Source organism: Chryseomicrobium palamuruense (assembly GCF_042649045.1).
Classification (GTDB): domain Bacteria; phylum Bacillota; class Bacilli; order Bacillales_A; family Planococcaceae; genus Chryseomicrobium; species Chryseomicrobium palamuruense.
The window spans coordinates 208346-234749 of record NZ_JBHSEF010000011.1 but is presented as its reverse complement, the minus strand read 5'-3'; the positions used below and the strand labels follow the sequence as shown (position 1 = coordinate 234749).

The 26404-nt window shown below is 40.8% G+C and carries 30 protein-coding genes and 1 riboswitch; of the genes, 2 read left to right on the top strand and 28 right to left on the bottom strand.

The annotated features are described in order from the left end of the window. Window positions 1–87: 87 nt before the first annotated feature. The 18 genes from ndk to prsW form a co-directional block, all read right to left on the bottom strand. Window positions 88–534, bottom strand: a complete 447-nt coding sequence (gene ndk / locus ACFO0S_RS05700; protein ID WP_378140847.1) for a nucleoside-diphosphate kinase — start codon at window positions 532–534, stop codon at window positions 88–90. A gap of 69 nt (window positions 535–603) precedes the next feature. Beyond that, a complete protein-coding gene (locus ACFO0S_RS05695) occupies window positions 604–1578 on the bottom strand; it encodes a polyprenyl synthetase family protein (protein WP_378140846.1) in 975 nt (324 codons plus the stop codon). Between the two features lie 16 nt (window positions 1579–1594). Further along, window positions 1595–2290, bottom strand: coding sequence for a demethylmenaquinone methyltransferase (locus ACFO0S_RS05690; RefSeq protein WP_378140845.1), 696 nt, complete (start codon window positions 2288–2290; stop codon window positions 1595–1597). 5 nt (window positions 2291–2295) lie between these two features. Next, on the bottom strand, window positions 2296–2985 hold the full coding sequence (locus ACFO0S_RS05685; protein WP_378140844.1) for a heptaprenyl diphosphate synthase component 1: 690 nt from the start codon (window positions 2983–2985) through the stop codon (window positions 2296–2298). A 16-nt stretch (window positions 2986–3001) separates the two neighbouring features. Continuing rightward, window positions 3002–3226, bottom strand: coding sequence for a trp RNA-binding attenuation protein MtrB (gene mtrB, locus ACFO0S_RS05680; RefSeq protein WP_378140843.1), 225 nt, complete (start codon window positions 3224–3226; stop codon window positions 3002–3004). 61 nt (window positions 3227–3287) lie between these two features. After that, a complete protein-coding gene (gene folE, locus ACFO0S_RS05675; RefSeq protein WP_378140842.1) occupies window positions 3288–3857 on the bottom strand; it encodes a GTP cyclohydrolase I FolE in 570 nt (189 codons plus the stop codon). Window positions 3858–4019: 162 nt separating this feature from the next. Further along, window positions 4020–4292, bottom strand: coding sequence for an HU family DNA-binding protein (locus ACFO0S_RS05670; protein ID WP_094941762.1), 273 nt, complete (start codon window positions 4290–4292; stop codon window positions 4020–4022). Window positions 4293–4515: 223 nt separating this feature from the next. Next, window positions 4516–5970, bottom strand: a complete 1455-nt coding sequence (gene spoIVA, locus ACFO0S_RS05665; RefSeq protein WP_378140841.1) for a stage IV sporulation protein A — start codon at window positions 5968–5970, stop codon at window positions 4516–4518. A 56-nt stretch (window positions 5971–6026) separates the two neighbouring features. Next, window positions 6027–6737 (bottom strand): hypothetical protein, encoded by a 711-nt coding sequence (locus tag ACFO0S_RS05660; RefSeq protein WP_378140840.1) that lies wholly within the window; start codon window positions 6735–6737, stop codon window positions 6027–6029. Beyond that, window positions 6734–6922 (bottom strand): DUF2768 domain-containing protein, encoded by a 189-nt coding sequence (locus ACFO0S_RS05655; protein ID WP_378140963.1) that lies wholly within the window; start codon window positions 6920–6922, stop codon window positions 6734–6736. Before ACFO0S_RS05655 ends, ACFO0S_RS05660 begins: the two co-directional genes overlap by 4 nt. Before the next feature lie 32 nt (window positions 6923–6954). Further along, window positions 6955–7977 carry an NAD(P)H-dependent glycerol-3-phosphate dehydrogenase gene (locus tag ACFO0S_RS05650; RefSeq protein ID WP_378140839.1) on the bottom strand — a complete coding sequence of 341 codons (1023 nt, stop codon included), beginning with the start codon at window positions 7975–7977 and terminating at the stop codon, window positions 6955–6957. Between the two features lie 12 nt (window positions 7978–7989). After that, a complete protein-coding gene (gene der / locus ACFO0S_RS05645) occupies window positions 7990–9300 on the bottom strand; it encodes a ribosome biogenesis GTPase Der (protein ID WP_378140838.1) in 1311 nt (436 codons plus the stop codon). 92 nt (window positions 9301–9392) lie between these two features. Next, window positions 9393–10535 (bottom strand): 30S ribosomal protein S1, encoded by a 1143-nt coding sequence (gene rpsA, locus ACFO0S_RS05640; protein WP_378140837.1) that lies wholly within the window; start codon window positions 10533–10535, stop codon window positions 9393–9395. A gap of 115 nt (window positions 10536–10650) precedes the next feature. Beyond that, window positions 10651–11238: a lysophospholipid acyltransferase family protein gene (locus tag ACFO0S_RS05635; RefSeq protein ID WP_378140836.1), complete on the bottom strand. Its 588-nt coding sequence runs from the start codon at window positions 11236–11238 to the stop codon at window positions 10651–10653. Then, window positions 11235–11912, bottom strand: coding sequence for a (d)CMP kinase (gene cmk, locus ACFO0S_RS05630; RefSeq protein WP_378140835.1), 678 nt, complete (start codon window positions 11910–11912; stop codon window positions 11235–11237). The genes ACFO0S_RS05635 and cmk overlap by 4 nt, the downstream gene beginning before the upstream one ends. Before the next feature lie 77 nt (window positions 11913–11989). After that, entirely contained in the window at window positions 11990–13273 is a 1284-nt protein-coding gene (locus tag ACFO0S_RS05625; RefSeq protein ID WP_378140834.1) for a PepSY1/2 domain-containing protein, read from the bottom strand. Window positions 13274–13282: 9 nt separating this feature from the next. After that, on the bottom strand, window positions 13283–14029 hold the full coding sequence (gene sleB / locus ACFO0S_RS05620; protein WP_378140962.1) for a spore cortex-lytic enzyme: 747 nt from the start codon (window positions 14027–14029) through the stop codon (window positions 13283–13285). 105 nt (window positions 14030–14134) lie between these two features. Then, window positions 14135–14833 carry a glutamic-type intramembrane protease PrsW gene (gene prsW, locus ACFO0S_RS05615; protein ID WP_378140961.1) on the bottom strand — a complete coding sequence of 233 codons (699 nt, stop codon included), beginning with the start codon at window positions 14831–14833 and terminating at the stop codon, window positions 14135–14137. A 69-nt stretch (window positions 14834–14902) separates the two neighbouring features. Between prsW and ACFO0S_RS05610 the strand changes: the two genes are divergently transcribed. Next, window positions 14903–15883 carry an asparaginase gene (locus ACFO0S_RS05610; RefSeq protein ID WP_378140833.1) on the top strand — a complete coding sequence of 327 codons (981 nt, stop codon included), beginning with the start codon at window positions 14903–14905 and terminating at the stop codon, window positions 15881–15883. A 27-nt stretch (window positions 15884–15910) separates the two neighbouring features. Here the strand turns inward: ACFO0S_RS05610 and ACFO0S_RS05605 are convergent, their stop codons facing one another. The 5 genes from ACFO0S_RS05605 to ACFO0S_RS05585 form a co-directional block, all read right to left on the bottom strand. Beyond that, entirely contained in the window at window positions 15911–16870 is a 960-nt protein-coding gene (locus ACFO0S_RS05605) for a YpdA family putative bacillithiol disulfide reductase (protein WP_378140832.1), read from the bottom strand. Window positions 16871–16875: 5 nt separating this feature from the next. Further along, window positions 16876–17619, bottom strand: coding sequence for a metallophosphoesterase (locus ACFO0S_RS05600; RefSeq protein ID WP_378140831.1), 744 nt, complete (start codon window positions 17617–17619; stop codon window positions 16876–16878). Window positions 17620–17675: 56 nt separating this feature from the next. Further along, the gene (locus ACFO0S_RS05595) at window positions 17676–18257 is read right to left on the bottom strand and encodes a LysM peptidoglycan-binding domain-containing protein (RefSeq protein ID WP_378140830.1); all 582 of its coding nucleotides are present in this window, start codon (window positions 18255–18257) and stop codon (window positions 17676–17678) included. Between the two features lie 67 nt (window positions 18258–18324). Next, window positions 18325–19725 (bottom strand): RecQ family ATP-dependent DNA helicase, encoded by a 1401-nt coding sequence (locus ACFO0S_RS05590; protein ID WP_378140829.1) that lies wholly within the window; start codon window positions 19723–19725, stop codon window positions 18325–18327. Then, window positions 19722–20732 (bottom strand): YpbB family protein, encoded by a 1011-nt coding sequence (locus tag ACFO0S_RS05585; protein ID WP_378140828.1) that lies wholly within the window; start codon window positions 20730–20732, stop codon window positions 19722–19724. Before ACFO0S_RS05585 ends, ACFO0S_RS05590 begins: the two co-directional genes overlap by 4 nt. 98 nt (window positions 20733–20830) lie before the next feature. Between ACFO0S_RS05585 and ACFO0S_RS05580 the strand changes: the two genes are divergently transcribed. Further along, a complete protein-coding gene (locus ACFO0S_RS05580; protein WP_378140827.1) occupies window positions 20831–21079 on the top strand; it encodes a ferredoxin in 249 nt (82 codons plus the stop codon). A gap of 45 nt (window positions 21080–21124) precedes the next feature. On the opposite strand, the gene ACFO0S_RS05575 is transcribed toward ACFO0S_RS05580, so the two are convergent. From ACFO0S_RS05575 to ACFO0S_RS05555, 5 genes are all read right to left on the bottom strand, one after another. Then, window positions 21125–21709 (bottom strand): ECF transporter S component, encoded by a 585-nt coding sequence (locus tag ACFO0S_RS05575; protein WP_378140826.1) that lies wholly within the window; start codon window positions 21707–21709, stop codon window positions 21125–21127. Window positions 21710–21863: 154 nt separating this feature from the next. Continuing rightward, window positions 21864–21990, bottom strand: a riboswitch (FMN riboswitch). A gap of 79 nt (window positions 21991–22069) precedes the next feature. After that, window positions 22070–23263: a hypothetical protein gene (locus ACFO0S_RS05570; RefSeq protein ID WP_378140825.1), complete on the bottom strand. Its 1194-nt coding sequence runs from the start codon at window positions 23261–23263 to the stop codon at window positions 22070–22072. Beyond that, entirely contained in the window at window positions 23235–23789 is a 555-nt protein-coding gene (gene sigX / locus ACFO0S_RS05565; protein WP_378140824.1) for an RNA polymerase sigma factor SigX, read from the bottom strand. The genes ACFO0S_RS05570 and sigX overlap by 29 nt, the downstream gene beginning before the upstream one ends. Window positions 23790–23835: 46 nt before the next feature. Beyond that, window positions 23836–25602, bottom strand: a complete 1767-nt coding sequence (locus tag ACFO0S_RS05560) for an ATP-binding protein (protein WP_378140823.1) — start codon at window positions 25600–25602, stop codon at window positions 23836–23838. Beyond that, window positions 25595–26311, bottom strand: a complete 717-nt coding sequence (locus tag ACFO0S_RS05555; protein ID WP_378140822.1) for a response regulator transcription factor — start codon at window positions 26309–26311, stop codon at window positions 25595–25597. Before ACFO0S_RS05555 ends, ACFO0S_RS05560 begins: the two co-directional genes overlap by 8 nt. Window positions 26312–26404: the final 93 nt, after the last annotated feature.

The following is a 26404-nucleotide window of genomic DNA, read 5'->3' as shown; positions in this document are numbered from 1 at the left end:
ACTATAACACATAATGGTATCCTTTCGAAATGCTAAAACGTTGAAAAAAACAAAAAAAGACACCCTTATGGATGCCTTTTAAGTGGATTAGTTAATCCAGTCGTTTGAAGACTTTGAGTACGATACTAATTCTTCTTGGTTGAAGAAAAGACCGATTTCACGTTCTGCAGACTCAGGAGAATCTGAACCATGAATGATGTTTTTTCCAACGGTTACAGCGAAATCACCACGCACTGTTCCTGGAGCTGAATCTTTCGGATTTGTCGCACCCATCATAAGACGTGCTGTTGAGATGACATTTTCGCCTTCCCAAACCATTGCAAATACTGGGCCGGAAGTGATGAAGTCAACAAGCTCACCAAAGAATGGACGCTCTTTGTGCTCACCGTAGTGTTGCTCTGCTAGTTCAGTAGGGATCTGCATTAATTTTGCACCTACAAGTTGGAATCCTTTGTTTTCGAAACGGCCAACGATCTCACCGATCAAGTTGCGTTGTACGCCATCAGGTTTTACCATTAAAAATGTTTTTTCCATTTTTGTCGCTCCTTAAAAAATCAAGTTTCACACGTTTTAAATCGTACCATTGTCGCTTATAAACTTCAATTAAAATTTCCGTTTACTCATGAATAATGCGATGTTTTGTAAAGACCGTTTAGCACTCGATTTCGGAAGGCTTTTTAGTTCTTCCATCGCTTTTTCTAAATACAAATTACTGATTCGCTTCGCTTTTGCGAGTCCCTCTGAGGAACGAAGCTCCTGAAGTAATTCTTTACGTGTACTTTCGGATGTGTCGCCTAAACGAACTTTTTCTATGAGTCGACAGACCCCAGGTTCTTCTCGCGCCAATACAACAGGTAATGTAATATTGCCTAGCAACAAATCGCTACCCGCCGGTTTTCCTAATGATTCATCTGTAGAAACGATATCTAGGATATCATCAACAATTTGAAAAGACATGCCTACATAATATCCGAAATTTCTTAGATGAACACGCTGTTTATCGGGGACAGAGGCTGCCAAAGCACCGAGCTCACAGGAAACGCTAATTAGTAAGGCTGTTTTCCGGCGAATTCGTTTGAGATAATCCTTTACCGATAAATCATAGGAGCGTTTATCTTCTACTTGTTCGATTTCACCTAAACAGAGCTCTACCATCGTGTCTGATAAGAGTTCATGAGCGTAGCTATTATCGATATGAGATAACGAGGCGATGGCCTTGGAGAAGAGAAAGTCTCCTGCATACATCGCCATGCGATTGTTCCACTCCGCTTTAACTGTCGGTCTTCCACGACGAGTGTCCGCATCATCAATCACATCGTCGTGTACAAGTGAAGCCATATGAATCAATTCAACAGGGACTGCCACATGTTTAATACGTTCAATCGTAAAGTCGCCAAACTTCGCAGAGAGTAACACAAAGACAGGGCGGATTCGTTTTCCACCTGCTTGCAACAAATGCAACGCGGCATCAGTTAAAAGAGCAGAATCAGAAAGAACGACTTGTGCAAGCTCTGTTTCTACAATATCTAGTTCTGGTTTTAAATCAGCATATAATGCCTTTAACTTCAACTTGTCCACTGAATACCATTCCTAACTACTTATAGCCAATATGACGTGCAGCTGCACCACCGCTATAAGGTTTACTCGTTACATTTTTAAGTCCTACATCTTCAAAAAGGGCAGTCAACTGCTTTCGATCAGGAAAGTCTTTTTGTGATTCTTGTAGCCAAGAATATTCATCGTAACTCTTCGCAAACAATTTGCCAAAAATCGGCATAATGAACCGGAAATACATACGGAAGAACGTATTGAAAAACATGGAATCCGGTTGAGATGTTTCTAAACAAACAACCATTCCACCGGGCTTTACAACTCGGTGCATTTCACTCAGCACTTGTTTATAATCTGGAACATTACGCAATCCAAATCCGATGGTCACATAATCAAATGTATTATCTTCAAAAGGTAATTCCATAGCATTGCCGTGAATCAATTCGATGGTAGGTGTGGTTGCTGTCTTTTCACGACCTACAGACAGCATGTTTTCACTGAAATCAAGCCCTACTACATGTCCTTCTGGTCCTGTCTCTTTTGCAAGAGCTAAGGTCCAGTCAGCTGTTCCACAGCATACATCTAATGCTTTTGAACCTGGCTTAACAGCCATTGCACGCATCGTATCTTCTCGCCATTTTTTATGTTGCTGAAAGCTGATAACGGAGTTCATAGAATCATAATTCGATGAGATTTTTTCAAATACTTCATGAACGCGTTGTTCTTTTGTTTTTACCATGTGGTTCACCTTCTATCTTGCAAAATCTGCGAATTCACTACTTGATGGATCTGTTCTTTAATAAAGTCCTTCAAGTCAGCATCGAACTCATGTAATGTGCTAATCGTCATTTCAATTTGATGAATACAGTCATCGACTAACTTCGTCTCTTCGAATTCATTGTTTTCAACAAGAGCGGCAAGATAACTTAGCTCAGTTGCTAGTTCAATATAGCGTAATTCTCCTACATGCTGAAAGAGAGCACGAGTGGGAGCAGACGCAATTATTCGGACTGAAGCTTCTTTACCCTGAGAAGATAACGGTTTTTGATCATAGAGTACCGTCTTCGCTTCTGTCATCAGGCGAATCGATTCTGTCAACTTGGAAATGAGATCAATTTCTTGATGTTTGGCTAGCAGCTGATAATACTTTCCGCTGTAGTAATCGCCTGCAAGGACACGTAATTGTTGTTCTTTACTTGGCGTGCCAGACACATTGACATGATCGTGACTTGCTAACGCTAAATAAATGATCGCCGTCGCATAATACGCAACATTTCTTTGTGAATTCCGTTGCTGTAAGAGGGGTAAAAACAAAGAAACCATTCGTAGATTATTCAGTTCTGGTTTTCCCGTATGAGCGACAAGAGTTGGATGATAAATTTCTCTCCCTATCTCTTCCCTCCATACGTGAATCATTTTTTCTAGTTCATGCATCTTTACTGCCCCACAATTATTTTGATTTGGCGTCACTCGTCATTGTTCCATGTGCTGTTTGAATTTCAGCTTTTCCACGAATTTTCATTGCAGAGGTATGATCAGTAAATTGGGCAATCATGACTTCTCCACTGTCTAATTTTTCCGAGTGATGAAACTTCGTATCGGTTCCTCTTGTCAGTCCAATGACATGGACACCATCTTCTAATGCTTTGATAACGATAAATTCGTTCGGATTCATCTGGACCGCTCCTTAAACTAAAGTTTAGTTTACCATACCATGTACATATGTAAGACGTAATTTAGGACATTTGTATGAACGAGTGAATTTCAGCTCGTTTGACATCGTCTGTTTCGTAAACGCCACGTGCAACTGCCGTAATTGTCTTTGCTCCTGGCTTTTTAATTCCTCGCATTGTCATACACATATGTTCTGCCTCAATCACTACGTATGCGCCATAGGGATTTAACATTTCCATGATACTATCCGCTATGGTCGACGTGATCCGTTCTTGAAGTTGTGGTCTGCGGGCAGTCGTCTCTACAGCACGTGCTAATTTACTGAGTCCAGTCACTACCCCGTTACGAGGAATGTAAGCGACATGTGCTTTTCCGTAGAAAGGGACAAGATGATGTTCACACATGGAGTGAAACGGAATATCTTTTACAAGTACAAGCTCTTCATGGTCTTCGTGGAAGATGGTTTTGAAATATTCTTTAGGATCTTGATGCAGACCTTCAAACATTTCTGAATACATTTTAGCGACACGCTTTGGTGTTTCAATCAAACCTTCACGTCCAGGATTTTCTCCAACCGCTTCTAATATCATGGTAACTGCTTTTTCTATTTTATGTAAATCTACAGATGTCACGTAGAATCCCCCTCAATCATTCATCATTAGAATCTTATCACACGGGGCATGGAAGGGGAAATTCTATATCTCAACTTCAGACAAAATCAAGTTTTGATAGAGCCTGCTCCACATCTAAATATAAAAAAGGACAGTCCGCAGTGGACTGTCCTATGTAAACCATTATTTTACCGCGTCTTTAAGTGCTTTACCTGGTTTGAAAGCTGGCACTTTAGAAGCCGCAATTTCGATTTCTTTACCAGTTTGTGGGTTACGTCCTTTACGAGCCGCACGTTCACGTACTTCAAAGTTACCGAAACCAATCAATTGAACTTTGTTTCCTTCTGCAAGAGCAGATTGGATGGATTCAAATACAGCATCAACTGCTTTAGAAGCATCTTTCTTAGAAAGAGAAGCCGATTCTGCTACAGCGTTTACTAATTCTGTTTTATTCACATCATTCACCTCCTCTCAAGGAAGATACATTCAATCTGTTTGTAGAGTATCACAACGAAAATGGGGTTGCAACTGTGAAAATGTTGATTTTACAACGTTTTCGGCATTTTTACAGGAAAACGATGATTTGTTAAAGAATACATTGACAAAATATTAAATCAATTAGTTTCCATAATATTATTATATAACATCAAAAAAGAAAAGCCTTAACCACGGCTTTTCTTTAGATAATAAATGTCACGAGACCTTTTTCTTCTTGTTTGACAATTTTTTCAATAGTTTTTATCAATCGATTTTTAACTGGACTTTCAAGTCCTGACGTTTTCATCTTGATTCCTTCTTGCAACACATGTATGAGCGTTGTGCCAAATAATTGGGTCTGCCACAGTTCTTGTAGATCATTTTCAAAGTTCTCCTGCAGTTCGTTTTTCAATTGTTGACTATGAAATTCCGAACCCAAAAGCGGAGCGAACTCTGAATTCATATCCACTCGAATCATATGAATTACTGGGGCTTTGGCTCTTAGACGAACACCGTGAAACTGATTTTCTCTAATTAGTTCTGGCGGGTATGGAACAAAATCTTCTTCTGTTGGCATCGCAATTCCATATCCTGTTTCAATTGCCTCTGTGATTCCCTGGGAAAATTTATTGTAAGTTTTCCCTGCATGATAAAACTCTCTCAGCAATTTCAAGTAATCGCTTTTTGTCTCGACTTCATATGGTAGCCACTTTTTACACGCAGCTTCGTATAGCGACTCTTCAGGTTGAAGCTGAATGATTGCACAGCCACTTGCTGGATCTACATCGATTAGATGAGCAGTTTCTACAAATTCTACCGATTTCACTTCATCTACGATAGCTTCTACGTCACGTAATTTGTGGACATGATCTGCACGATGATGAAGTATTTGTTGCACTGAGCGCATCATGTCATTTTCTTCATCGTACTGAAGCCATTCCGGGGCTTCCAGTTCAATCGTTTCAATCGGGAATTCAAATAGCAAGCGTTTCACAAGTTCATCTAAACGACTCTTATTCATATCACGCACAGATGCAGCTTCAACAGGGATTTCATAACGGTATTCTAGTTCTGCTATCAACTCTTGTGTAGCAGGGCTATAAGGCGATTCGGAGTTGATAAGCAGTAGAAATGGTTTTCCAATTGCTTTCAACTGCTGAACAATTACTTCTTCTGGTCCTTGCACTTGTTCGCGTGACAAGCCATTTACAGTGCCGTCAGTTGAAACCACTATACCTACCGTAGAGTGGTCTTGAATCACTTTATCGGTTCCTTGTCTGGCTGCTTGTTCGAACGGGATGGGCTCTGGATGCCAAGGTGTTTGAATGAGTTTATTATGGTTGCCGATTGAATCAATCATGTACCCCACACAATCCACAAATCGAATCTTCATTTGGAGCTCAGACCCTTGAACGAAAATGGATGCCGCCTGAGCTGGAACGAATTTAGGTTCCGTCGTCATAATTTCATTTCCTGCAGAGCTTTGTGGCAGTTCATCAATCATGCGCTTCCGTTCCATTTCATCTTCAATCGTTGGCAATACCAAATGCTCCATCAGTTTCTTGATGAATGAAGATTTCCCCACACGAACAGGACCCACTACGCCTATATAAACATCTCCATGTGTACGCTTCGCTAATTCGTTCAGGCTACTCATTGATCTCTCCCTTCATTGTCACCATATGAAAAAATGACTCACAGTAGACCTGTGAATCATTCGGGTAACATAAATATAGGTTCATTCTGATCATTAATGGTATAAGGTAAAGAATACGCTGGTACGATCGGAGAATCTTGCTCAAGGAGATAGCGAATATCAGTACCCGGCTCGATTGGATCATCAAGCTCTTGAAGCTTCCTATTAAGTTCAATTGAATAGTCTATATAAATCTGACCAGATCCAGTTGCAACGAGTGGTAGTTGAGTTGTTGAATAAGGACTCTGAACAGTAACCTCATTTCCATATCCCATGATCTCGTAATCTAATTTGTAGACACCCTCTGCGATCGTTTCTGCTATGGGAGCGTAGCCGTTAATGGTCCGACGGAAATTTAAATCTCTCAATACTTCTGTCACACGCAAATCGACAAGCTTCACTGTAGGAGTTTCTTCCACATCACGAATGACGTATTGATAGATTCCCCCTGCTTCAAACGAATTGGGAGGTACTTGTCCCATGAAAGCAGGAATGAGCTTCTGAAAATCAACCGGGTATTTAATATATTGGTCTACGCTTTGATCTCTCGTTTTGATGGGTAGTAAACCACCTGAGTCTTCTTGGAAACGATCAACTGCTTGTTGAACTTGTTCTAATTGCTCCGGATAAGGGTTCACATTATCTGGCTGGTAGCCACTCTGATATCCACACGCAGATAGGAATAGCATAGTAACGGCAAGGACAATAATTAAGCGTTTATTTTTCATGCCGCCGTCCCTCTTGTTGGATTAAAAATGATATAAACCATCGAAAGGAACCCAAGTACTAAACATAGCCATGCAATGATACGCAATGGGATGGCTATTACTTTATTTTGAATTTTAGTGTTTACAAAGAGCATGATAAGCATTGCAATAAACATGAATCCCATGGAACCAAATGAGACCCACATTTTGTCTAAAGAAGACATACTTTCCCTACTTTCTAATCAAACGATTTAAAATCTTCGAGTTCATGCTTTTTTGTTCGTAGCATCAACTGATCCACGCCTTCACGCGGTGACAACTCTTCAAATAAAACAGCATATAGTGCAGCGGTAATTGGCATTTCAATGTCATGCTGCTTTGACAACTGATAGGCTGCTTTTGTTGTTCGAACGCCTTCAACGACCATTCCCATATCCTCTAGCACATCGTCAAGACTTTTTCCTTGTCCGAGTAGATTACCCGCTCGCCAATTTCGGGAGTGAACAGATGTACATGTGACGATAAGGTCTCCCATACCCGTCAATCCAATAAATGTATAGGGTTTCGCACCCATATGGGCACCTAAACGACTGATTTCAGCAAGTCCCCGGGTAATGAGAGCTGCTTTTGCATTGTCACCATAGCCGAGACCGTCCACGATCCCCGCCGCAAGAGCAATCACATTTTTTAAAGCTCCCCCAAGTTCTACTCCAATCACGTCATCATTGGTGTATACTCGGAAATACTCACTCATAAATAAATCCTGTACAAGCTCAGCGGCTGATAAATCAGTACTTGCCGCTGTCACTGTTGTAGGGTGACGTAAAACGACTTCTTCAGCATGACTTGGTCCAGATAAGACGACGATGCTTTTTCTAAACTCTTGCGGGATTTCCTCTTCCATGATTTCAGAAATTCTTTTTAAAGAATCCGGCTCAATTCCTTTTGATACGTGAACAAAGAGTTTTGGAACGGACAAAATCGTAACAAATTGTGCAATTACTTCACGAAAGGCTTTTGTCGGAACTGCGAGGACGATCACATCACTATGTTGCATCGCTTGTTCAAGAGATGACGTCGCTTGTAAATTATGTGGAAGCAGTTGTTCACCTAAATACTTTTTATTCGTATGCTGCTTTGTGATTTCATCCGCTTGACCCTTACGATGAGACCAAAGCAACGTTTGGTGGCCATTTTCAGCCAACACAAAAGCAAGGGCTGTTCCCCAGCTCCCTGCTCCAAGTACAGTTACATTCTGCATCGTATCACCCCTTTACGTACGAGCCCGAGCAATAATTTTAATCGGTGTTCCCTCAAAATCAAATGCTTCACGAATACGGTTTTCTAAGAAACGTGTATAGGAAAAGTGCATAAGTTCAGGTTCATTGACAAACACGACAAACGTTGGTGGTCGAGTCGCTACTTGTGTCGCGTAGTAAATACGTAATCGCTTCCCTTTATCAGATGGAGCTGGGTTACGAGCTACCGCATCCTCTATAACTTCATTTAAGATAGATGATTGAATACGCATCGAATGATTTTCACTTACTTTTTGGATGACGGGGAAGACGGAATGCACACGTTGCTTGGTCTTCGCAGAGACAAATACAATCGGAGCATAATCTAGGAACAAAAAATGCTCACGAATCTGTTGTGTGAAAACATTCATCGTCTTATCGTCTTTTTCAAGAGCATCCCATTTGTTTACAACAATGATGACACCGCGACCCGCTTCATGAGCATAACCTGCGATTTTTTTGTCCTGTTCTTGAATTCCCTCTTCTGCATTCAAAACAACTAATACAACATCTGAACGTTCTATAGCTTTTAATGCACGAAGAACACTGTATTTTTCTGTATTTTCATAAACTTTTCCTTTTTTGCGCATACCTGCCGTATCAATCATGACGTATTCTTGATTGTCGTACGAATAGTGCGTATCAATCGCGTCACGCGTTGTACCAGCCACGTCACTGACTATGACGCGGTCTTGTCCTAGCACCGCATTGATTAACGATGATTTCCCTACATTTGGACGCCCAATAAGAGAGAATTTAATGACTTCATCCCCGTAATCGGCTTCACCCTCTTCAGGGAAGTGCTTCGCTGCCTCATCTAAAAGATCTCCCAGACCTAGACCGTGAGAACCTGAAATAGGAAATGGCTCGCCCATTCCAAGAGAATAGAAGTCATAAATCATATCTCGCATGTCCGGGTTATCTATTTTATTGACAGCCAAAACCACAGGTTTTTTTGTTTTGTAGAGGATTTTCGCTACGTATTCATCCGCAGCTGTGACCCCTTCACGACCATTTGTTAAAAAGATAATGACATCTGCCTCTTCCATCGCAACTTCCGCTTGCTGTTTTATTTGTTCTAAAAAAGGCTCATCACTTATCTCAATACCCCCCGTATCTATAATACGGAAATCATGGGTTAACCATTCAGCTGAACTATAAATTCGATCTCGCGTTACCCCTGGTGTATCTTCTACAATCGATACGCGTTCGCCTACGATTCGATTAAAAATGGTTGATTTTCCAACGTTCGGTCGTCCGACGATGGCTACTACAGGTTTTGTCATTTGTTTCATCCTTCCAACTTCATCTATGAGGTATTATACACGATTCTAAGACAAAAAGAAAAAACAGAGGTGCTCAAGCACCTCTGTGATCACTAGTCTTTATTAAAATCTTTGAAGCGGTCGCCAAGAACATCTGAAATAGAGAAACCTGTTGATTCTTCAGGAAGTTCATAATCAGAATACTCTTCACTCGTATTTTCTAGAAGTTCTTTAATGCTTAACGACAGACGACGCTCTTCCGGTTTTACATCAAGTACTTTCACTTCCACTTGTTGCCCTTCCCTCAACACCTCATGCGGAGAGCCGATGTGTTGGTGGGAAATCTGTGAAATATGAACAAGTCCTTCGACTCCTGGGAATACTTCGACAAATGCACCATAGCTGACAAGTCGCTTTACAGTTCCTGTAAAAACGCTACCTTTAGATGCTTTTTCTTCAATAGACTCCCATGGTCCAGGCAATGTCTCTTTAACTGAAAGTGAAATGCGTTCTGCATCTCGGTCAACAGATAAGATTTTCACCTTTACTTGTTGGCCTTCTTGTAGTGCACTCGCCACATTGTCAAGATGATCATGAGAGATCTGTGAAATGTGTACTAGCCCGTCAACACCGCCAATATCAACAAATGCACCAAATGATGCAAGACGTTGAACTGTGCCCTCGACAATGCTACCTACCTCTAAATTATCTAGCGTTTGTTGTTTCAAAGAAGATTTTTGTTCTTCCACCACTGCTCGGTGAGATAGAATTACACGGTTCTTCTCTTTATCTAACTCGACAATCTTGAACTCGAGGATTTTGCCTTTATAATCATCAAAATTCTCAACAAAGTGATCTTCAATGAGTGATGCCGGAATAAATCCGCGTACACCAATATCAACCACTAAACCGCCTTTAACGACTTCTTTTACTTCGGTTTCGATAATTGTGCCATTGTGGAATTTCTCTTCAAGACCTTCCCACGCTTGTACTGCATCAGCTTTACGTTTCGAGAGAACATAATTTTCTTCTTCTACTTTTGTAACCAAGAGTGTTAATGTATCGCCTACATTCACAACGTCAGATGCTTTTTCTACATGCAAGCTGGATAGTTCGCTGATGGGAACAATACCGTCGAAAGGTGCGTTGTCAATTTGGACAGTAATTGATTTTTCATCAACCTGTGCTACTGTTGCTTGAACAAGATCCCCTTCTTTCAGTACTGGGATATCGTTTACATTCATTTCTTCTGTCATGTGATTATCCTCCTCCACTACGTCTCTACCTTATTTTAGTCGAAATTGGTGGCAAATACAAAAGCTAGCCATTATCTACTATATGGAAGACAGGTAAAAACTATTCCATTCGTCATTAGGAAGACCGATGTTCATCCAGTAATTTTTGAATTTCTTGCATGATTGCCATAGTTACTTCGTCCGCACTTGCTTTCCGTTCTCGATAAGGTGTCATATCAAGAGGTTTACCATAGACGACTTTTAACCGTTTAAAAGGTTTGTAAGGACCAATAATGGCTGCTGGAACGACGTATGCCTCACCACGCAAGGCAAAGAATCCTGCCCCGGCAAGCCCAGGCTTTAGCTGGCCATCTGTCGACCTTGTTCCTTCTGGAAAAAGACCTACGACATTCCCATCTTTAAGTAGGTTGATAGCTTTTCGCATCGCTTCCCGGTCACTCATACCTCGCTTCACAGGAAAAGCGTTTAGTTTTGGAATCAAATGTTTTAAGATGGGTGCTTCAAATAATTCCTGTTTGGCCATAAAGTGAACAGGACGCGGTGCTAGAATTCCGATGACCGGTGGATCTAGCGCATGAATATGATTGGAGCAAACGAGTACCCCACCTGATTTTGGAAAATCATCCCGACCAATTACGTTAAATCGGTAAATGGGGGATAACGCAGTGAAAACTGCTCCTTTGGCGAATTGATATAAATTCATCCCGACTGCTCCTTTGCCTTTACTAGATTCACAATCTCTTCAACTACGTCTTCAATAGTAAGTGTGGTTGTATCTAAAAATATTGCATCTTCAGCTTGAATGAGAGGTGATGCTTCTCGTTCACTGTCCAATTTATCGCGGCGTAAAATATCTTGCTTTAGCTCCTCTACAGGAATATGTATTCCCCGTGATTTATTATCCTCAAAACGCCTTCTTGCACGCTCGTCCGCACTTGCCGACATAAATAGTTTAAGTTCTGCGTCCGGAATAACATGTGTTCCAATATCTCGTCCATCCATTAAAACACCTCCCGACTCAGCGAGTTTCATCTGACGGTCAACCATTTCCTTTCGTACAGCAGCATGCGCAGCAACTTCTGAGACGTTTGCTGTAACTTCTGGCATTCGAATTGCTTCGGATACATTTTGTCCGTCTAAGTAGACTTGTTGTCCAGCCGGTGAAGGTTCCAACTCAATACATGAACTCATTAATAATTCAAGTAGTGCTTGTTCATCCGCAAGATTTTTTTTCTGTTGCAATGATTTATACGTTAACGCGCGATACATTGCTCCTGTATCTACATAGGTATACTGTAGTTTTTCAGCTGCCAATTTAGCAATTGTGGACTTTCCTGCACCAGCAGGACCGTCAATGGCAATACGAATTTTCTTCATTTCATTTCCTCCACTTCATCAAAATTAGTTTATCATAAAAACTCCTCCAATCGAAATGCATTGGAGGAGTAGGTAAATTACCCTTTTATTTTTTCTTTCTTTATAATTTTACCGTCTTTAGCATCAACGTACATCCTGTATTGAGTCCCTGTTTCTGTTCGAATCACCCATTCATAACAAAGAACTTGATTCATTTTCGAATCTTCAATATATGCTAATCGACTACTTTCCAATGTCACGTGATCATCAAGAATATTCTTTGAATCAATTTCGAGGGGTACTGTGTCAGGTAGGTTTTCTTTTTGAATATATTCAATCGGTTGGAGTCCGAGAATCTCTCCCGTATCTTTAGCAAGTTTCAGTTGAATACTATCACTGTATACGACAGCTTGATTTGGCACTTGTCTTGTAAAGGTGAAGTGCCATGCGACGTGATTTTCGCGACTCGACGTCATCACCGTATCCTCGTAACCTAAGTGCGTCATTTTTTCTTTTGCAAGTTGTTGAAGCTCTGCAGGATCTTTTGATTTTTCCGTAAATGGCTGTTCAATTAGTGTGGTCAGGAGATGACCACCCACTTTAGAATAGTCGGCGAATCCTTTTTTCTTGTCTCCACTAAATTCAATATGGTAGAACGGGTACGGCGCATTTTTTTTACTTTCGGTAATTCGAATCGTGGCATTTTTAAATTCAGGGAAATCTGTTTTCCATTTCTCCACCACTTCATTTTCTGACAATGTCTCTCCATCTAGATTTGCCATCGCCTTTTTCTTAGCATAATCTGCTTCACTTGTGGAAGCAGGAAAGTCTGTTTCCGTATAACTCTTAACAAGTTCATTTAACTTTCTCATTTCTTCCAAGGATTTTTCTGACGCTTGTTGATGATAGAAACGGCTGAGTAGTTCTTCTTTTTTCTCAACAGATCCATTTGATCGCATCCACTCAGAAGTCACTACTTGTAAATTTTCTCGACTCTTTCTCATGGCATCTTTCCATGTAGAAAAATCTAACTCACCATCTGATGTCAATTTTGCAGCATCTCCAATTCGAGCGAGATAATTTAACCAATAGACAGATGCATCCTCTTCAAAAGGTAAGGTACTCATTTCATTTCTGATTTTATCCGTCATACGCCATATGCCTTCTAGATCATCTTGCGCAAGATCAGCCTTGGCAGGAAGTAATGCTCCGTCCACATGTTCACCGAGTTGTTCCATGCTTTCCCCAATGTTATAGACTTTGCTGGCATAGTTTGTTGAGACTGTTGATGCCATTGCTTCATATCGTGATTGTTGCCATAGATAAAAAGAGCCCAATAAGACCAATGCAGCAGTTAAGGCGACACCCCATTTTAAATTCATGATAGCCTCCTATGCACAGAAAATGTGCCTTCCGATTGTTTTGATTTGTGGACGTGTCCAAATCCATTTGCTTGTTGCAGTAACTGGATTAAAATAGTACAGTGCGTTTTCTGTTGGATCCCATCCATTAATGGCATCAATGACGGCTTCTCTTGCTCGATCATTTGGTGTAAGCCATATCTGGCCATCATCAACTGCGGTAAATGCACGTGGTTGAAATATAACTTCAGAGACGGTGTTCGGAAATTGCGGAGACTCGATTCGATTTAAAATGACAGCAGCTACAGCTACTTGCCCCTCGTAGGGCTCACCGCGGGCTTCTCCGTAGACCGCACTGGCTAACAATTTAAGTTCATGTTCTGTATATCCTGGAGGAAGTTGTGCGGTAGAGGGCTGGCGGTACGTTTTCTTTACTTGTTCCTCTAATGGTTGTCCCCCGTAATAAGTGAATTCTCTTCCACTTTGAATTTGCTTATGGACATATTCTTTGTCAAAATCTGAAAATCCCACCAACTTCTTTTTAGTGGCTGATCCTGCAACTCCATCAATGGGGAGACCAAACTCTTTCTGAAAGGCTTTTAAAGCTTCTGCTGTTCCTTCCCCAAAATGTCCATCAATCGAGCCGTGATAGTACCCTAAATACTGTAATCGAGCTTGCAATTCGATGACATCGTCTCCATAACTTCCTTTGACCAGTTGCTGATCAGTAAAAGCCGCAACTGAAGAATCATCGTATGCGAGTGAAAAAATCATCATGAGCGAAAAAGCAAAGACTATAAATTTCTTATGCACAGCGTGATACCTCCTTTTACAAATAAAGGTGTGCAAAATTAATAAAACTATACAAAAAAACGCTCCTCACTAGGAACGTTTTTTTGTTTTCTCTTCAAATAACGGATGATTCCCCATGCGGTACTCTCTTGAAAAAATATGTGCTTGTTTGACTCTTGATAGCGCAATTAACCAAAGAGCAAGCATAAATAGCGACCAAATAAGCCATTGCTCGGTTTTTGAATACAGTAGAGTATTGTAAAACGTATGTAAGATAAAAGGTGCAAAAAATGCTAAAGCAATCTGTGATTTGACATAATTAGTTGAAAACTGTGCTCTCCCTAAATAATAACCCATAACAACCCCAAATAGTGCATGACTGGTGACGGGAAGCATGGCACGAAACAACGCTTCATCTATGCCAAAACTAATGAGATATAAAATATTTTCCACCGTCGCAAAACCTAGTGATACACTCGCCCCGTAAAGAATCCCATCATATGGATCATCGAACCGGGTTTGCTTGAAAATCGCAATAAATAGCATCAGCCACTTTACGAATTCTTCAAGAAAGGCAGATAACGGTCCGCTCCAAAAACTCTGAGCAGTTAACGTTGTTTCTTCTTGGACAACATGTTGGATAAAGAGTACTGGAAACGTTAATACAGCTCCGTACATAAAGGCATATAACAAAAGCCTAGATGGTTCCGAATCGATATCACGACGAAGGTAAAAGTAGCTAAATAATGCAAGAGATGGTGCAATTGCAACTGATAGCAGTATAAGCAGATCTTTTCTCCTCCTCTCGTGGTACTATAATCATATCCTATCTGGAATTTGAATCAAAGGGGTGTTGTTATGAAATCATTACTCGTTTTACACACAGGAGGAACCATTTCGATGCATGCGGATGCTGAAAGTGAAGCGGTTATACCATCTGAGAAAAATCCTCTTTCTGCAGAATTATCAAAATTAGCTTCCCTAGCTGATGTGCATGAAAGGGAAGTATTTAACCTTCCTTCACCACATATCACACCATCCAATATGATGACGTTAAAAAATGTCATTGAAGAAACTTCGCAAGAAACCCTTTATGATGGAATCGTCATAACGCATGGAACAGACACACTCGAAGAAACTGCTTATTTTTTAGACTTGACTCTTCATCTTGACATTCCTATCGTCATGACTGGTGCCATGCGTTCATCAAATGAAATTGGATCAGATGGAGTCTATAACTTATTATCTGCTGCTCGAGTGGCATTACACAGTTCGTCAAAAAATAAAGGCGTACTTGTTGTATTGAATGACGAAATCCATACAGCTGAAAATGTAACCAAGACACACACCAGCAATGTCAGCACATTTCAATCCCCGTCTTATGGACCCATTGGTCATATTACAAAGTCGATCATCCATATCCACTATACACCTGTTCGTACACCACATTTACCTATTCAGGATTTGTCAAAGCGTGTTGCATTATTAAAGGTGTATGCTGGTATGGAGCCTGAACTAATTGAAGCAATCATTGAAAAAAACTATGACGGATTAATTATTGAAGGGCTTGGACAAGGAAACATCCCACCACTCCTTGTTCCGCTAATCGATGAGCTAAGAAGAAAAGATATTCCGGTTGTTCTTGTGTCTCGTTGTTTTAATGGAATCGCTCTCGATGTATATGGGTATGCGGGAGGAGGACGGGATTTAAAAAATCGCGGTGTTCACTTTGCACATGGGTTAAATGGCCAAAAAGCTCGTCTCGCTTTATTAGCTGCCCTCCATCAGCCGGACCCTCATGGTGCATTATCCCAGTTCTTTCATTATCCTACAGACTAACAAAAAACTCACTCGCTAGCGAGTGAGTTAATTTTTTGTATGGATAGCTTGTGCAATTTGTTCCCCATGAAAGCGTCCATTCTCTATAAAAATTTCATTCGCATTATTTCCTGCTGCCAGTACACCTGCTATATAAATACCAGGAACATTGGTTTCCATCGTATCTTCATTAAGAAATGGACGTCCTGATTCTTCGTCAAATGATACACCCATCTCTTTTAAGAACGCATGGTTTGGATGATACCCTGTCATCGCAAACACAAAATCAACTGGGTGAACGTACTCTTTTCCTTGAACAGTTATGAGGACTGCATTTTCTGTGATTGATTCAACAGTCGTTTCAAACAACATTTGAATCTCTCCGGACTTCACAGCACCCTCAAATTCTGGAAGCACCCATGGCTTGATAGACGAAGAGTAATGGTCACCGCGGTAAGCAACTGTCACCCTTGCTCCTGCCTTGTTTAATTCCAGGGCTGCGTCAATTGCTGAGTTTTTGCCACCAATGATGAGGACTTTTTGATTGAAATAAGGATGTCCCTCTTTAAAATAATGATACACATGCGGTAAATCCTCACCGGGAATATTCATAAGGTTAGGCTGATCATAATAGCCAGTTGCAATCACGATATTCTTCGCAATGTATATATCTTTCGACGATTGAACACGAAATGTACTATTTAGTGGTTCAACATGTTCCACTTTTTCAAAGGCGTGTACATTTAATTGTTTGCGTTTGACCACTTCACGATAATAAACAAGCGCTTGATTTCTCCTTGGTTTTCGCTCCTCTACTAAAAAAGGAACATCGCCAATCGATAATTTTTCACTTGTACTAAAAAAGGTTTGATGGGTCGGATAGTTATAGATTGCATTGACAATATTGCCTTTTTCTAGACAAACATAAGACAACCCTTTTTCCTGCACAGCGATAGCCGCCGCCAATCCACAAGGGCCACCTCCAATAATCACCACGTCATAGATCATTCTTTTCACTTCTTTCTGTCGATCTGAATCAGATGAATTTCACTTTCTGCTCCTATTCGAAATGGCAAAGCCGTGGTTCCGAACCCATTGCTAATGAGTTCATATCTATTATCTTTTGCCTCAAAAGAACCCAGAGGTTGAATCCCCCATTTCCCAAAACGGATTTGTCCTCCGTGGTAATGTCCAGCAATAGCTAAATCTACTGAAACCTCTTCTGGTATTTTTTTAATAAACGCAGGAGAATGCGTCATAAATACTGTAAAGGACGTATGGTCAAGCAAGGAAACTGCCTTTTGCATGTCTACTTTACCATTATACCCATCATCCAATCCAACGATTTGCAGCGACTTCTCGGGAATCTGCACCGAATCATTTTGCAGTATGGTTACCTGATATCTCTTTAATAAATCAACCAGGTTTTCCTCCCCTACTTCACGATCGTTATTTCCGAATACATAGAATAAAGGGCCGACTTGCTGTAACTTCATAAAGTTCGTAGCTGTTCTTGAAATTGGGACCCCTCGTTCTGTGATATCACCTATTAATAAAATCGCATCCACATGATTAGGTAGTTTCGATAAGAGTCGATCTGAGATGCTGCGTCTATGAATATCCGATATCACAAGTAGTTCCAGTGAACCTTTTCCTTTAAAAGAAGTGATATGGTGGGTTTTAATATTTTCTTCAATTGCCATCCTCATAGCATATACACTAAGAGCCAAAGATGACCTAACAAACCAGTTAATCATTATCAAGACCCCTTTTACATGAAAAAGAACAACTCGCCCCCGAAGGAGCGAGCAAGTTAAGGTAAAATTAAAACTTGTCCAACACGAATTTCGTTGGATGATAAATTATTTGCTGCTTTTATCCGCTCAACAGCTGACGCATCATTATAATAATTCATTGCAATACGGTATAACGTTTCCTGGGGTTGAACCGTGTGAGTACGTGAATTTTCAGGTTGAGATGGTTGCGCTACTGGCTCTTGCACTTCAGGTTCCTGAACCTCTGGTTGTTGTTCTTCTTGTTCTTCTTCAACTGGCTCAGGTTCTGGTTCTGGTTCCACTTCTTCTGCCGGTTCCTCTTGACTCTCTTCTTCCTCATCTACTGGTGGAGTCACCGGCTGCACATCTAGCTGAACAACTTGTTGATTGTCAGGAGATTCGTTGGCTGCAGGCTCATAGAAAAAGTATGCATATGCAAGAAGGAAGATAGGCAGAATTATTCCAATCGTAAAAAGTGTCGGCAGAAAATAACTGCGAGAGCCCGTCGCTTGTTTTTTCTTTACTTTCTTTTTTTGACGAGACCGTCGACTAATAGTCGAACCGTCTCCAATTTCTTTACGATGTTCATCTAATTTTTTTTGATAGTCGTTGTTCGCCATGATGCATGTCCCCTATACCGTTCTTTTGTCTAATTATGCCGAAAAATCTGCCGAAAGTAAATGAAGTTTATGGGAAGATTTGTTTTAGCCGATCTTTCCAGCTAAAGTGTGAGGGAGTTGGTGGACGGCTTTGACGTTTTTTTATCGCCATACGCGTCTCTCCACAACGATCACAACAAGGGTGCGGTTTTTCTTCTAATTTCCCATCAAACACATGTACTAACGCTTCCCTTAAACATCTAGAAGAGCTTATCAACTGATAGAGTGTATGAATCTCTAGACGTTTCTTTTGTTGAAGTTCATCAAATAATGAAACGATTTTTTCTCCAGGAAGTTTCGTTTTCCAATAATCTAAAATGCGCTGTTGTTGCTCAGGTAGTTCTACTTCAGGATGCTCCAAATAATAAAGAATATCTTCCCTCGTCGGTAGGTCTTGCATTGCGACAAACCGGCTCTTTTGTTCATCACTATGGATGTAATACATCGTTGCGAGTGAAGGAAGACTATCTCGAGATGCGCGGCCTATTTCTTGCATATAATTCGAAAGTGATGTAGGAATGTGATCATGAATCACTTGTCTAATATTTTCTTTATGAATACCCATACCAAATGCATTCGTCGCACATATCCATTCCAAATTCCCTAACATAAATTGTTGTTGTATCAGTCGGCGATCCTCTTGTTGCATCCCCCCATGATAGGCTGCCACCTGAACTCCCTGATTTCCTAGTTCTCGGGCAAGATTTTCCGCACGGACACGCGATTGAACATACACGATTCCGGGACCCTCATATGTAAGCACTTGTTCCGTCAGGAGATCTGTTTTTTCTTGCTCATTTTTTACTTCAATGGTTTCAAGAGCAATCGTTGGCCGATCCACACTTGAAACGACTTCAATCATCGCAGGGCTTTTCAGCAGTTCTTTAATTTCTTGGCGTGTCTTTGTATTTGCTGTTGCAGTTAATGCTAACAGTTGCTTGGAAAATGCTTGCCGAATCCACTCGACGGCACGCAAATAATCTGGACGGAAGTCGACTCCCCACTGAACAAGACAATGCGCTTCATCGAGTACAAAGTAAGCAATGTGAAGCGTCTGTATCGCTCGGCGAACGGCTTCATTTTGTAAGATTTCTGGAGACACAAAAATATACCTGTAACTTTGAATATGGGAGAGTGCATATTTTCGTTCATTGGCCGTTTGAAAGGAAGTAAAGGCTACAGTCTGTTTCATACCACTTTTTTTCAACTGTTCCACTTGATCTAACATTAAAGAAACAAGCGGAGATACAATGATAACCGTTCCACTAAAGTAACTGCTCGGAAATTGATAAAGTAACGATTTGCCTGTACCTGTAGGAAGAACTGCTAACACATCATTACCTCTTAGAAAGGTTTCAAGAACTTCCTGCTGTCCTGGACGAAAGCGAGGATAACCAAATCGGTTTTGTAATTCTTCAACTAATTTCAAGATATTATCTCTCCTTTCGCTAGCGCAAGACGAAGTTGGAAGTACGAATAGTGTGGCAACTGTTCACGAAGACTTTTTAGTTTATGGGTATCTAATTCCTTGCGTACGCAGAGGATCTCTCTTACCTGTTCTTCTGTCAGAATTTCATTGAATGAAAGGTCCGGTCGAGCAGACGCAATTTCTACAAAATGATCTTCTATCGTGCTTTCTTTTAATCGTCTAATCGAGGCAATTTCATGAAAGTTATGACCTTTTGTATACCATTCTAATGTTTTTCTTGCTGTCTCTGTCAATAGTTCACTTTTTGGGACAATGACTGCAATTTCGGATTCATTTTGAAGCAGGTATGTAGCAAATTCAGCAAGAAGGGATCGATATTTAAATAGCGCATCCAGAGGTCGTAAATTTAGTTGTTCGCCGAGTTGAGTCCAAGTTAGACCGGCTGATTCATATCCAGTTAATCGGTAAACAAATATCATTTTCACCTCTTCTTGCTGTCCAGTTTTTTCTAAGAACTCCCCAATAACTGTTTTTAGTTGAAGTGATGTCTTATCCACACCTCCCAACAGATGAATTAACCTCTTACAATCTCTTTGAATGATTTCATCCAAAATAACGGGATAATATGTAGGGATATGCGCTAAGCGATTCGATGCCACTTGAGTCAGCAGCAGCACCCTCTTTTCAAATTCACCAAGTACGGAATTCGTCGCATACGAATACATCGGTTCAATAAACGATTCCAATTCACGTTGCCCTCTTTGAGTAAGTTTAGGTTCGTCTTCGTTGGTCACCCAATAATTTGTAAAGAGTTGGTCGACTTCTTGTTGATAGACCTCTTTTGTTAAATCAGGCGCAATGCCAAAATAGAAGGTTGCCTGATAATAATGAATATCTTGTAAGGTCTGTCCTGATTTTTTTCCTCGCAGTATATAGTAAGGCGCCATACTACTTCGCTCACCGTTTAACTTTGAAAATAAATCGAGAAGAATTTGCTGAAAATACATAGGTCACCTCAAGTTCTGACGTTTAATGGTTGAAAAGCAAGGGAAGGAGCTTTAAAATGAAATCTAGCAAAGTATTGTTTAAAAAAGGAGAGACCATAATGGCTAAATATACAATTGTTGATAAGGATACATGTATCGCTTGTGGTGCGTGCGGTGCAGCGGCACCTGATATATACGATTACGATGATGAAGGCATTGCATTTGTTATTCTAGATGATAACATGGGGACCTGTGCAGTTCCAGACGAACTACTGGAAGATATGGAAGATGCATTTGAAGGCTGCCCAACGGATTCAATTAAAGTAGCGGATGAATCGTTTGATGGTGATGCGTTAAAATACGAATAGAGACAAAAGAAAAACTCGTCTAATGAGTAGACGAGTTTTTTTTAATTAGTTGAGCTGGTAAGACCGGCTGACTTTATCTAAATAAGGTTTCATTTTCTTAAACAACAAGACCATGACTAGTGTGATCAATGCGCCTTTAATTAAGTTAAACGGCAAGATACCGTATACAAGTGTATTCATTAATGCAGAACCTGTTTCCATCGGGAAGTTTAAGAAATAAGAATACATAGGTAGGAAGACAAAGTAATTTAATACTGTCATTCCGATAGCCATAGAAATGGTACCTGCTACAAGACCGATATACATTCCTTTTGATGAGGCTACTTTACGATAGATGATATACACAGGTGCTATAAAGAGAATCGATGTGACAAAGTTGGCCATATGACCGACCGGTACACCGGTTGGGCTTCCTGAGAAAAACCAATCAAGTACGTTTTTCAAGAAAGCGACTGCGATTCCGGCAACAGGTCCCATCGTGATTGCTGCTATAAGTGCAGGCACATCACTAAAATCAACCTTTAAATAAGCTGGCAATGCAGGTAGTGGGAATGCAAGCAGCATTAAGATAAAGGATAAACTGCTGAGCATCGCCACCGCAATGAGTTTGCGTGTGTTGCTTTTTGACATGACTTTCCGCTCCTTTTGCGATTCACTTCACAAGAGGAAAGGTTCGCCATTTATGCATGACTTATCTGTGTACAAAATAAAACCCTTAAACCAAAACGGTTTAAGGGAGAAAGGTACACTTAAATAAGCGTTTGTTGTCGCATAAACGCTGCACCTTCACCTTCTCCCATCCAGACTATACTGTCGGCTCTGGAATCACACCAGGATCTGCCTTTCGGCTCGCGGGCTAAACTTTCGTCATTACCGCCGGTCGGGAATTTCACCCTGCCCCGAAGATGAATCATAATAATTAAATTGTTACATACATAGTGTATGCACAATTATCATATCAAAGTGAGCGAGTTGTTGCAATATGTGTGCTTATTCTGTGGCAAGGATAATGGGATTGATCCCTACGATTGAATCTGATTCATTGGGTAAGGAATAAATCGTTTCATCCCAATTTTCTAGAATTAGTTGCTTATCCATCTGAGCAGCTGTGGCTAGCATGGATTCGATGAATAATTGAAGGGAATAACCGGTTAAGCTTTCCGAATTTAAAGTCTCTGCAAAGGTGACCACTACTTGTGTATCTGTTTCTTCTACAGTAAATTCAACGTTCTGGGGAATAGCAGGATCCACAACATTATACTCAGGTGCTGTCAGTTCATGCAAAGCAGCTTCAAAATTTGGATAACTGGTTCGACTATAAGGAACTAAATACGATTCACCAAGTGCATTCTGAGAGATATTAAATGCGTAGTTGCCCTGTGATAAATCAACTGGTTCAACGAGTGGACCTACTTGGTCCCAATCAAGCGGCTCACCAGCTTCATTTAAAAGATAAGCTTGATCAAACTCTGTTCCAAATACATCTTTTAAGGTGTTCATATATACTCCCATCGTGGCTGAAGCCATATCATAGGGGTGATCATCCGGAAGCGTAATTTGAAGTCCCTCTTCAGTCGCTTCGTACTCGCCTAATAGAGGATGTGTTTCAGAAAACCCTAGACCTTCCTCATCGACCAGTGATGCATAGGTCTTGTAGAGGTCCAAATTTGATACCGATAGTGTTCCAAAGTCTTGTTCAATTCGCTCATTCGGGATGAGTAATGAAATGGGAATTGCATATGCATTGTAATCCATCGCAAAAGGAAGCAAAGTATGTGTATCTAGTAAGGGATCTGATGATAAGAGAATGCGGGAATGCAAGCTGCTCTCTCCCTTACCCATAATGGACATGTCCGCTTGTTCCGTTTCTTGAGCGGCGCTCTCAGCGCTATCTTCCGCTTCACTCATCGCCTGGTCTGCCGTTCCCTCGTCCACTGCCATACTTTCAGTAGCTGCTTCATCATGTGTTATTGTCCCCATCATGGACTGGACAAATAAGACAAGGACAAATAGAGCGGAAACCGAAATGACGGCCGGAAGCCATGGTTTTGATTTCTTACGAGGTGGCTCCGTTTGTTGCTTTAACTTTTTTAACATTTCCTCTTTCGAACGTTGATCAGAAAGTGGAGGCATTTGGTGGAGGAGTTGTTCAATGTCATGATCGGTGTACTTCTTTTTTGTCATTTACATGTTCCTCCTCTCGTTCAGATGACATTGCTTGTCGCAAATGATGAATCGCACGATGCTGTGTCGTTTTTACTTTTGATTCTGTCCATCCAAGTGCATCTGCTGTTTCACTGATGGATAACTGTTGAAAATAGCGAAGGACAATCACCATTTTTTGATCGCCCGTACAATTGTTTAAATGATGTAACATCAATTGCATTTCGTCATTCAGTAAGGTGATGTCTGCAGGCTCCATTTCTCCAGAGGCCAATTGCATCGTTTCCCAATCGAATGAGTCAAATTGTCTTTTTTTACGGACGGCTTGTTTTCTGAAATGATCAATGGCTACATTTTTAGCAATTGAAAAGAGCCAAGTTTTTTCAGAACTTTTACCTTGAAAGGAGTCATAGGATTTTAAAACTCGTATATACACTTCTTGAGTCAAATCTTCTGCCACCTGTCTGTTTTGCACCAAATAGATCAGGAATTGAAACAAGTCCTGATGATACGAATCATAGATTCGGTGAAAAACGGAGTCTCTCATCTCTTTCCCCCCGTTCTATAGAGTAGTCGTTTGAATTTAAACAAAGTTACATTTTTCGAAGAAGAATTTCAAAAGTCGTCCCCATACCTACTTCGCTAAAGACCCGAATCTCCCCTTCATGACGATCAATGATATTCTTAGCGATGGCAAGTCCTAGACCGGTACCACCTTTACCGCGAGTTCGCGCCTTATCCGCTTTATAGAAACGTTCAAACACATATGGTAAGTCTTCTTTCGGAATTCCGTATCCGGTGTCTTCAATAGTGATTTTCACATATTCACTCGCATCGGTGACATGAACGTTTACTTTTCCACCTTCTGCAGTATGACGAAGGGCATTGTCTATCAAGTTGGTCAAGACTTGTTCAATTCGGTCTTCATCCACAAACAATTTGGTTTCGAAAGGTATAGTTGAAGTATAGGTGAGCTTTATATTCTTCTCTCGTGCCCGTTGACTAAACTTGGTCGTCATCCTTTCCACGCTTGCAGCAACTTGGACAGGGGATTGATAAATCCGTAAATACCCAGACTCTAAGCGAGCAAGGTCAAGTAGTTCCGTGACTAATCGACCCATACGATTCGATTCATCTGAAATTACACGAATCATCTCGTTTTTATCCTCCTCTGTTTCAACGACACCATCAAGAATGGCTTCACTATATCCTTGCAGCATAGCAATTGGTGTGCGGAGCTCATGACTCACATTAGCAATGAAATCACTGCGAAGTTTTTCTAACCGGTGTTGTTCTGTCATATCTCGAATAACAGCTACCGCTCCTCGCACGACATCTTTCGAATACAAAAGGGAAAGGCTTACACTGTAATAGTGAGCGTCCAGCTCGAATTCTTCTTCTAATTCCTCCTCATTTTCCAGCATATGTTCAAGCATATGATACAGCGCTGCTGGGAGTGGTTCATCTGATGATGCGCTCATAGGACTCCAGCGGCGAATCAATTCGTCAGCAGGTGGGTTGCTAAGCAATATAGAGGCGTCTTTATTAAAAGTGATCACGGCATCTGTCATTGATGATAAGATATTGGATAGTTGCTCTTTCTCTTGGTTAATAACTTCTACATGGTGTTTGATTTGCATTCCCATGCGGTTAAATGCAGCTCCCAGCTCCCCAATCTCATCTTTCTGAGATGACGGCACACGTGTCTGAAAGTTTCCTTTTGCAAGCTCATGCGCGCCTTCTCGCATTTTACGCAAAGGCGACGTGATTCGAGTGGAAAGGAAAAATGATAGGAGTGTCGTTAACACCATCGCTAAAAACCCAGACAAAAACACAATTTTTGTCGTTTGATTGGACGTATTGTTCACTTCTTTTAAACTTTGATAAATAAACACGGTACCATGAGGTGAAGCTTGATCATCAAGTGGATACGCAAGAACCAAGTAGTTTTCCATGCGGTTGTCTTCCGTTAAGGAAGGTAGCAACATCGTCCGAATTTCTGAAGTATCAGTGACGAATGCCCCTTCATACAACGAACTCGATTTAATTTTTTCTTCCGTCTCAACACTGCCTAGTCCTTCATGAATTCGAAACGTAATTTCTTCTTCTGATGAAAAAATCATGACGTTTGTTTCATCAGCTAAAATTTCCTGAATTAATGCCAGGTCCGGTTGCTGTTGTTGATTAACAATATTGGTGATAAGGCTTGCTTCTTGACGGAGTTTATCTTCGGCTTGCTGTGTGTGAAAGTCTTCTAGAAATTCGAGCATTAGGACGGTAACAATAAATAATACAAATAAGACGAGAAGCATAATGGTTCCCCATAGCTTCCCGACTACACTGTTCCATATTCTATTCATTGATGACCTCGAATTTATACCCGACGCCCCACACTGTAACAATCATTTTTGCTGCACTTTCAGAAACACGATTTAATTTCTCACGTAAGCGTTTTACGTGTGTGTCAACTGTACGTAAATCTCCAAAAAAGTCGTAATGCCAAACTTCTTTAAGTAGCTGTTCCCGATCAAATACTTTATCAGGAGATTTGGCTAGAAAATAAAGAAGTTCATATTCCTTTGGTGTCAAGCTGACTTCTACACCATCGGCAGTCACGCGGTGAGCATCGTGATCTATCGTTAGATGTGGAAACACCACGATATCTTTACTTACGCCTGGTGTGTTTGACGGAGCTACAGAAGCAGAACGTCGAAGAATTGCTTTTGTACGAAGGACAACTTCTCTCGGACTGAAAGGTTTCACAATATAATCATCCGCTCCCCCTTCAAAGCCTTCTACACGGTTCGCTTCTTCGCCTTTTGCAGTTAATAGCATAATTGGGGTCTGTTTAAGTTCGCGAATCTCTTTCATCGCTTCTAGTCCATCTTTAACCGGCATCATAATATCTAATAAGATTGCGTGAAAATCGTATTCGATTGATAAATCAATAGCTTGTTGTCCATTTTCTGCTTCCATAATTTCATAGCCTTCACGCTCTAAATACATACGTAAAAGTCTGCGGATTCTTTCCTCGTCATCTACTATTAAAAGCTTCACTGTTTCAGACATGTCGACACTCCTTTAAACTGTCATCTACTCTACTTCATATTGTACCGTACCAAACCGTGAAAGCAAACCTTGGTTGATAGAAGAAAAAGCTGC

Coding starts and splice junctions, on each gene's coding strand:
- ndk (WP_378140847.1), bottom strand. CDS start 534: ATGGAAAAAACATTTTTAATGGTAAAACCTGATGGCGTACAACGCAAC.
- ACFO0S_RS05690 (WP_378140845.1), bottom strand. CDS start 2,290: ATGGTAAAAACAAAAGAACAACGCGTTCATGAAGTATTTGAAAAAATC.
- ACFO0S_RS05685 (WP_378140844.1), bottom strand. CDS start 2,985: ATGCATGAACTAGAAAAAATGATTCACGTATGGAGGGAAGAGATAGGG.
- mtrB (WP_378140843.1), bottom strand. CDS start 3,226: ATGAATCCGAACGAATTTATCGTTATCAAAGCATTAGAAGATGGTGTC.
- spoIVA (WP_378140841.1), bottom strand. CDS start 5,970: ATGAGTAGCCTGAACGAATTAGCGAAGCGTACACATGGAGATGTTTAT.
- ACFO0S_RS05660 (WP_378140840.1), bottom strand. CDS start 6,737: ATGAAAAATAAACGCTTAATTATTGTCCTTGCCGTTACTATGCTATTC.
- ACFO0S_RS05655 (WP_378140963.1), bottom strand. CDS start 6,922: ATGTGGGTCTCATTTGGTTCCATGGGATTCATGTTTATTGCAATGCTT.
- ACFO0S_RS05650 (WP_378140839.1), bottom strand. CDS start 7,977: ATGCAGAATGTAACTGTACTTGGAGCAGGGAGCTGGGGAACAGCCCTT.
- der (WP_378140838.1), bottom strand. CDS start 9,300: ATGACAAAACCTGTAGTAGCCATCGTCGGACGACCGAACGTTGGAAAA.
- rpsA (WP_378140837.1), bottom strand. CDS start 10,535: ATGACAGAAGAAATGAATGTAAACGATATCCCAGTACTGAAAGAAGGG.
- ACFO0S_RS05635 (WP_378140836.1), bottom strand. CDS start 11,238: ATGAATTTATATCAATTCGCCAAAGGAGCAGTTTTCACTGCGTTATCC.
- cmk (WP_378140835.1), bottom strand. CDS start 11,912: ATGAAGAAAATTCGTATTGCCATTGACGGTCCTGCTGGTGCAGGAAAG.
- ACFO0S_RS05625 (WP_378140834.1), bottom strand. CDS start 13,273: ATGAATTTAAAATGGGGTGTCGCCTTAACTGCTGCATTGGTCTTATTG.
- sleB (WP_378140962.1), bottom strand. CDS start 14,029: ATGATGATTTTTTCACTCGCATACGATGATTCTTCAGTTGCGGCTTTT.
- ACFO0S_RS05610 (WP_378140833.1), top strand. CDS start 14,903: ATGAAATCATTACTCGTTTTACACACAGGAGGAACCATTTCGATGCAT.
- ACFO0S_RS05605 (WP_378140832.1), bottom strand. CDS start 16,870: ATGATCTATGACGTGGTGATTATTGGAGGTGGCCCTTGTGGATTGGCG.
- ACFO0S_RS05600 (WP_378140831.1), bottom strand. CDS start 17,619: ATGATTAACTGGTTTGTTAGGTCATCTTTGGCTCTTAGTGTATATGCT.
- ACFO0S_RS05595 (WP_378140830.1), bottom strand. CDS start 18,257: ATGGCGAACAACGACTATCAAAAAAAATTAGATGAACATCGTAAAGAA.
- ACFO0S_RS05585 (WP_378140828.1), bottom strand. CDS start 20,732: ATGTATTTTCAGCAAATTCTTCTCGATTTATTTTCAAAGTTAAACGGT.
- ACFO0S_RS05580 (WP_378140827.1), top strand. CDS start 20,831: ATGGCTAAATATACAATTGTTGATAAGGATACATGTATCGCTTGTGGT.
- ACFO0S_RS05575 (WP_378140826.1), bottom strand. CDS start 21,709: ATGTCAAAAAGCAACACACGCAAACTCATTGCGGTGGCGATGCTCAGC.
- ACFO0S_RS05570 (WP_378140825.1), bottom strand. CDS start 23,263: ATGACAAAAAAGAAGTACACCGATCATGACATTGAACAACTCCTCCAC.
- sigX (WP_378140824.1), bottom strand. CDS start 23,789: ATGAGAGACTCCGTTTTTCACCGAATCTATGATTCGTATCATCAGGAC.
- ACFO0S_RS05560 (WP_378140823.1), bottom strand. CDS start 25,602: ATGAATAGAATATGGAACAGTGTAGTCGGGAAGCTATGGGGAACCATT.
- ACFO0S_RS05555 (WP_378140822.1), bottom strand. CDS start 26,311: ATGTCTGAAACAGTGAAGCTTTTAATAGTAGATGACGAGGAAAGAATC.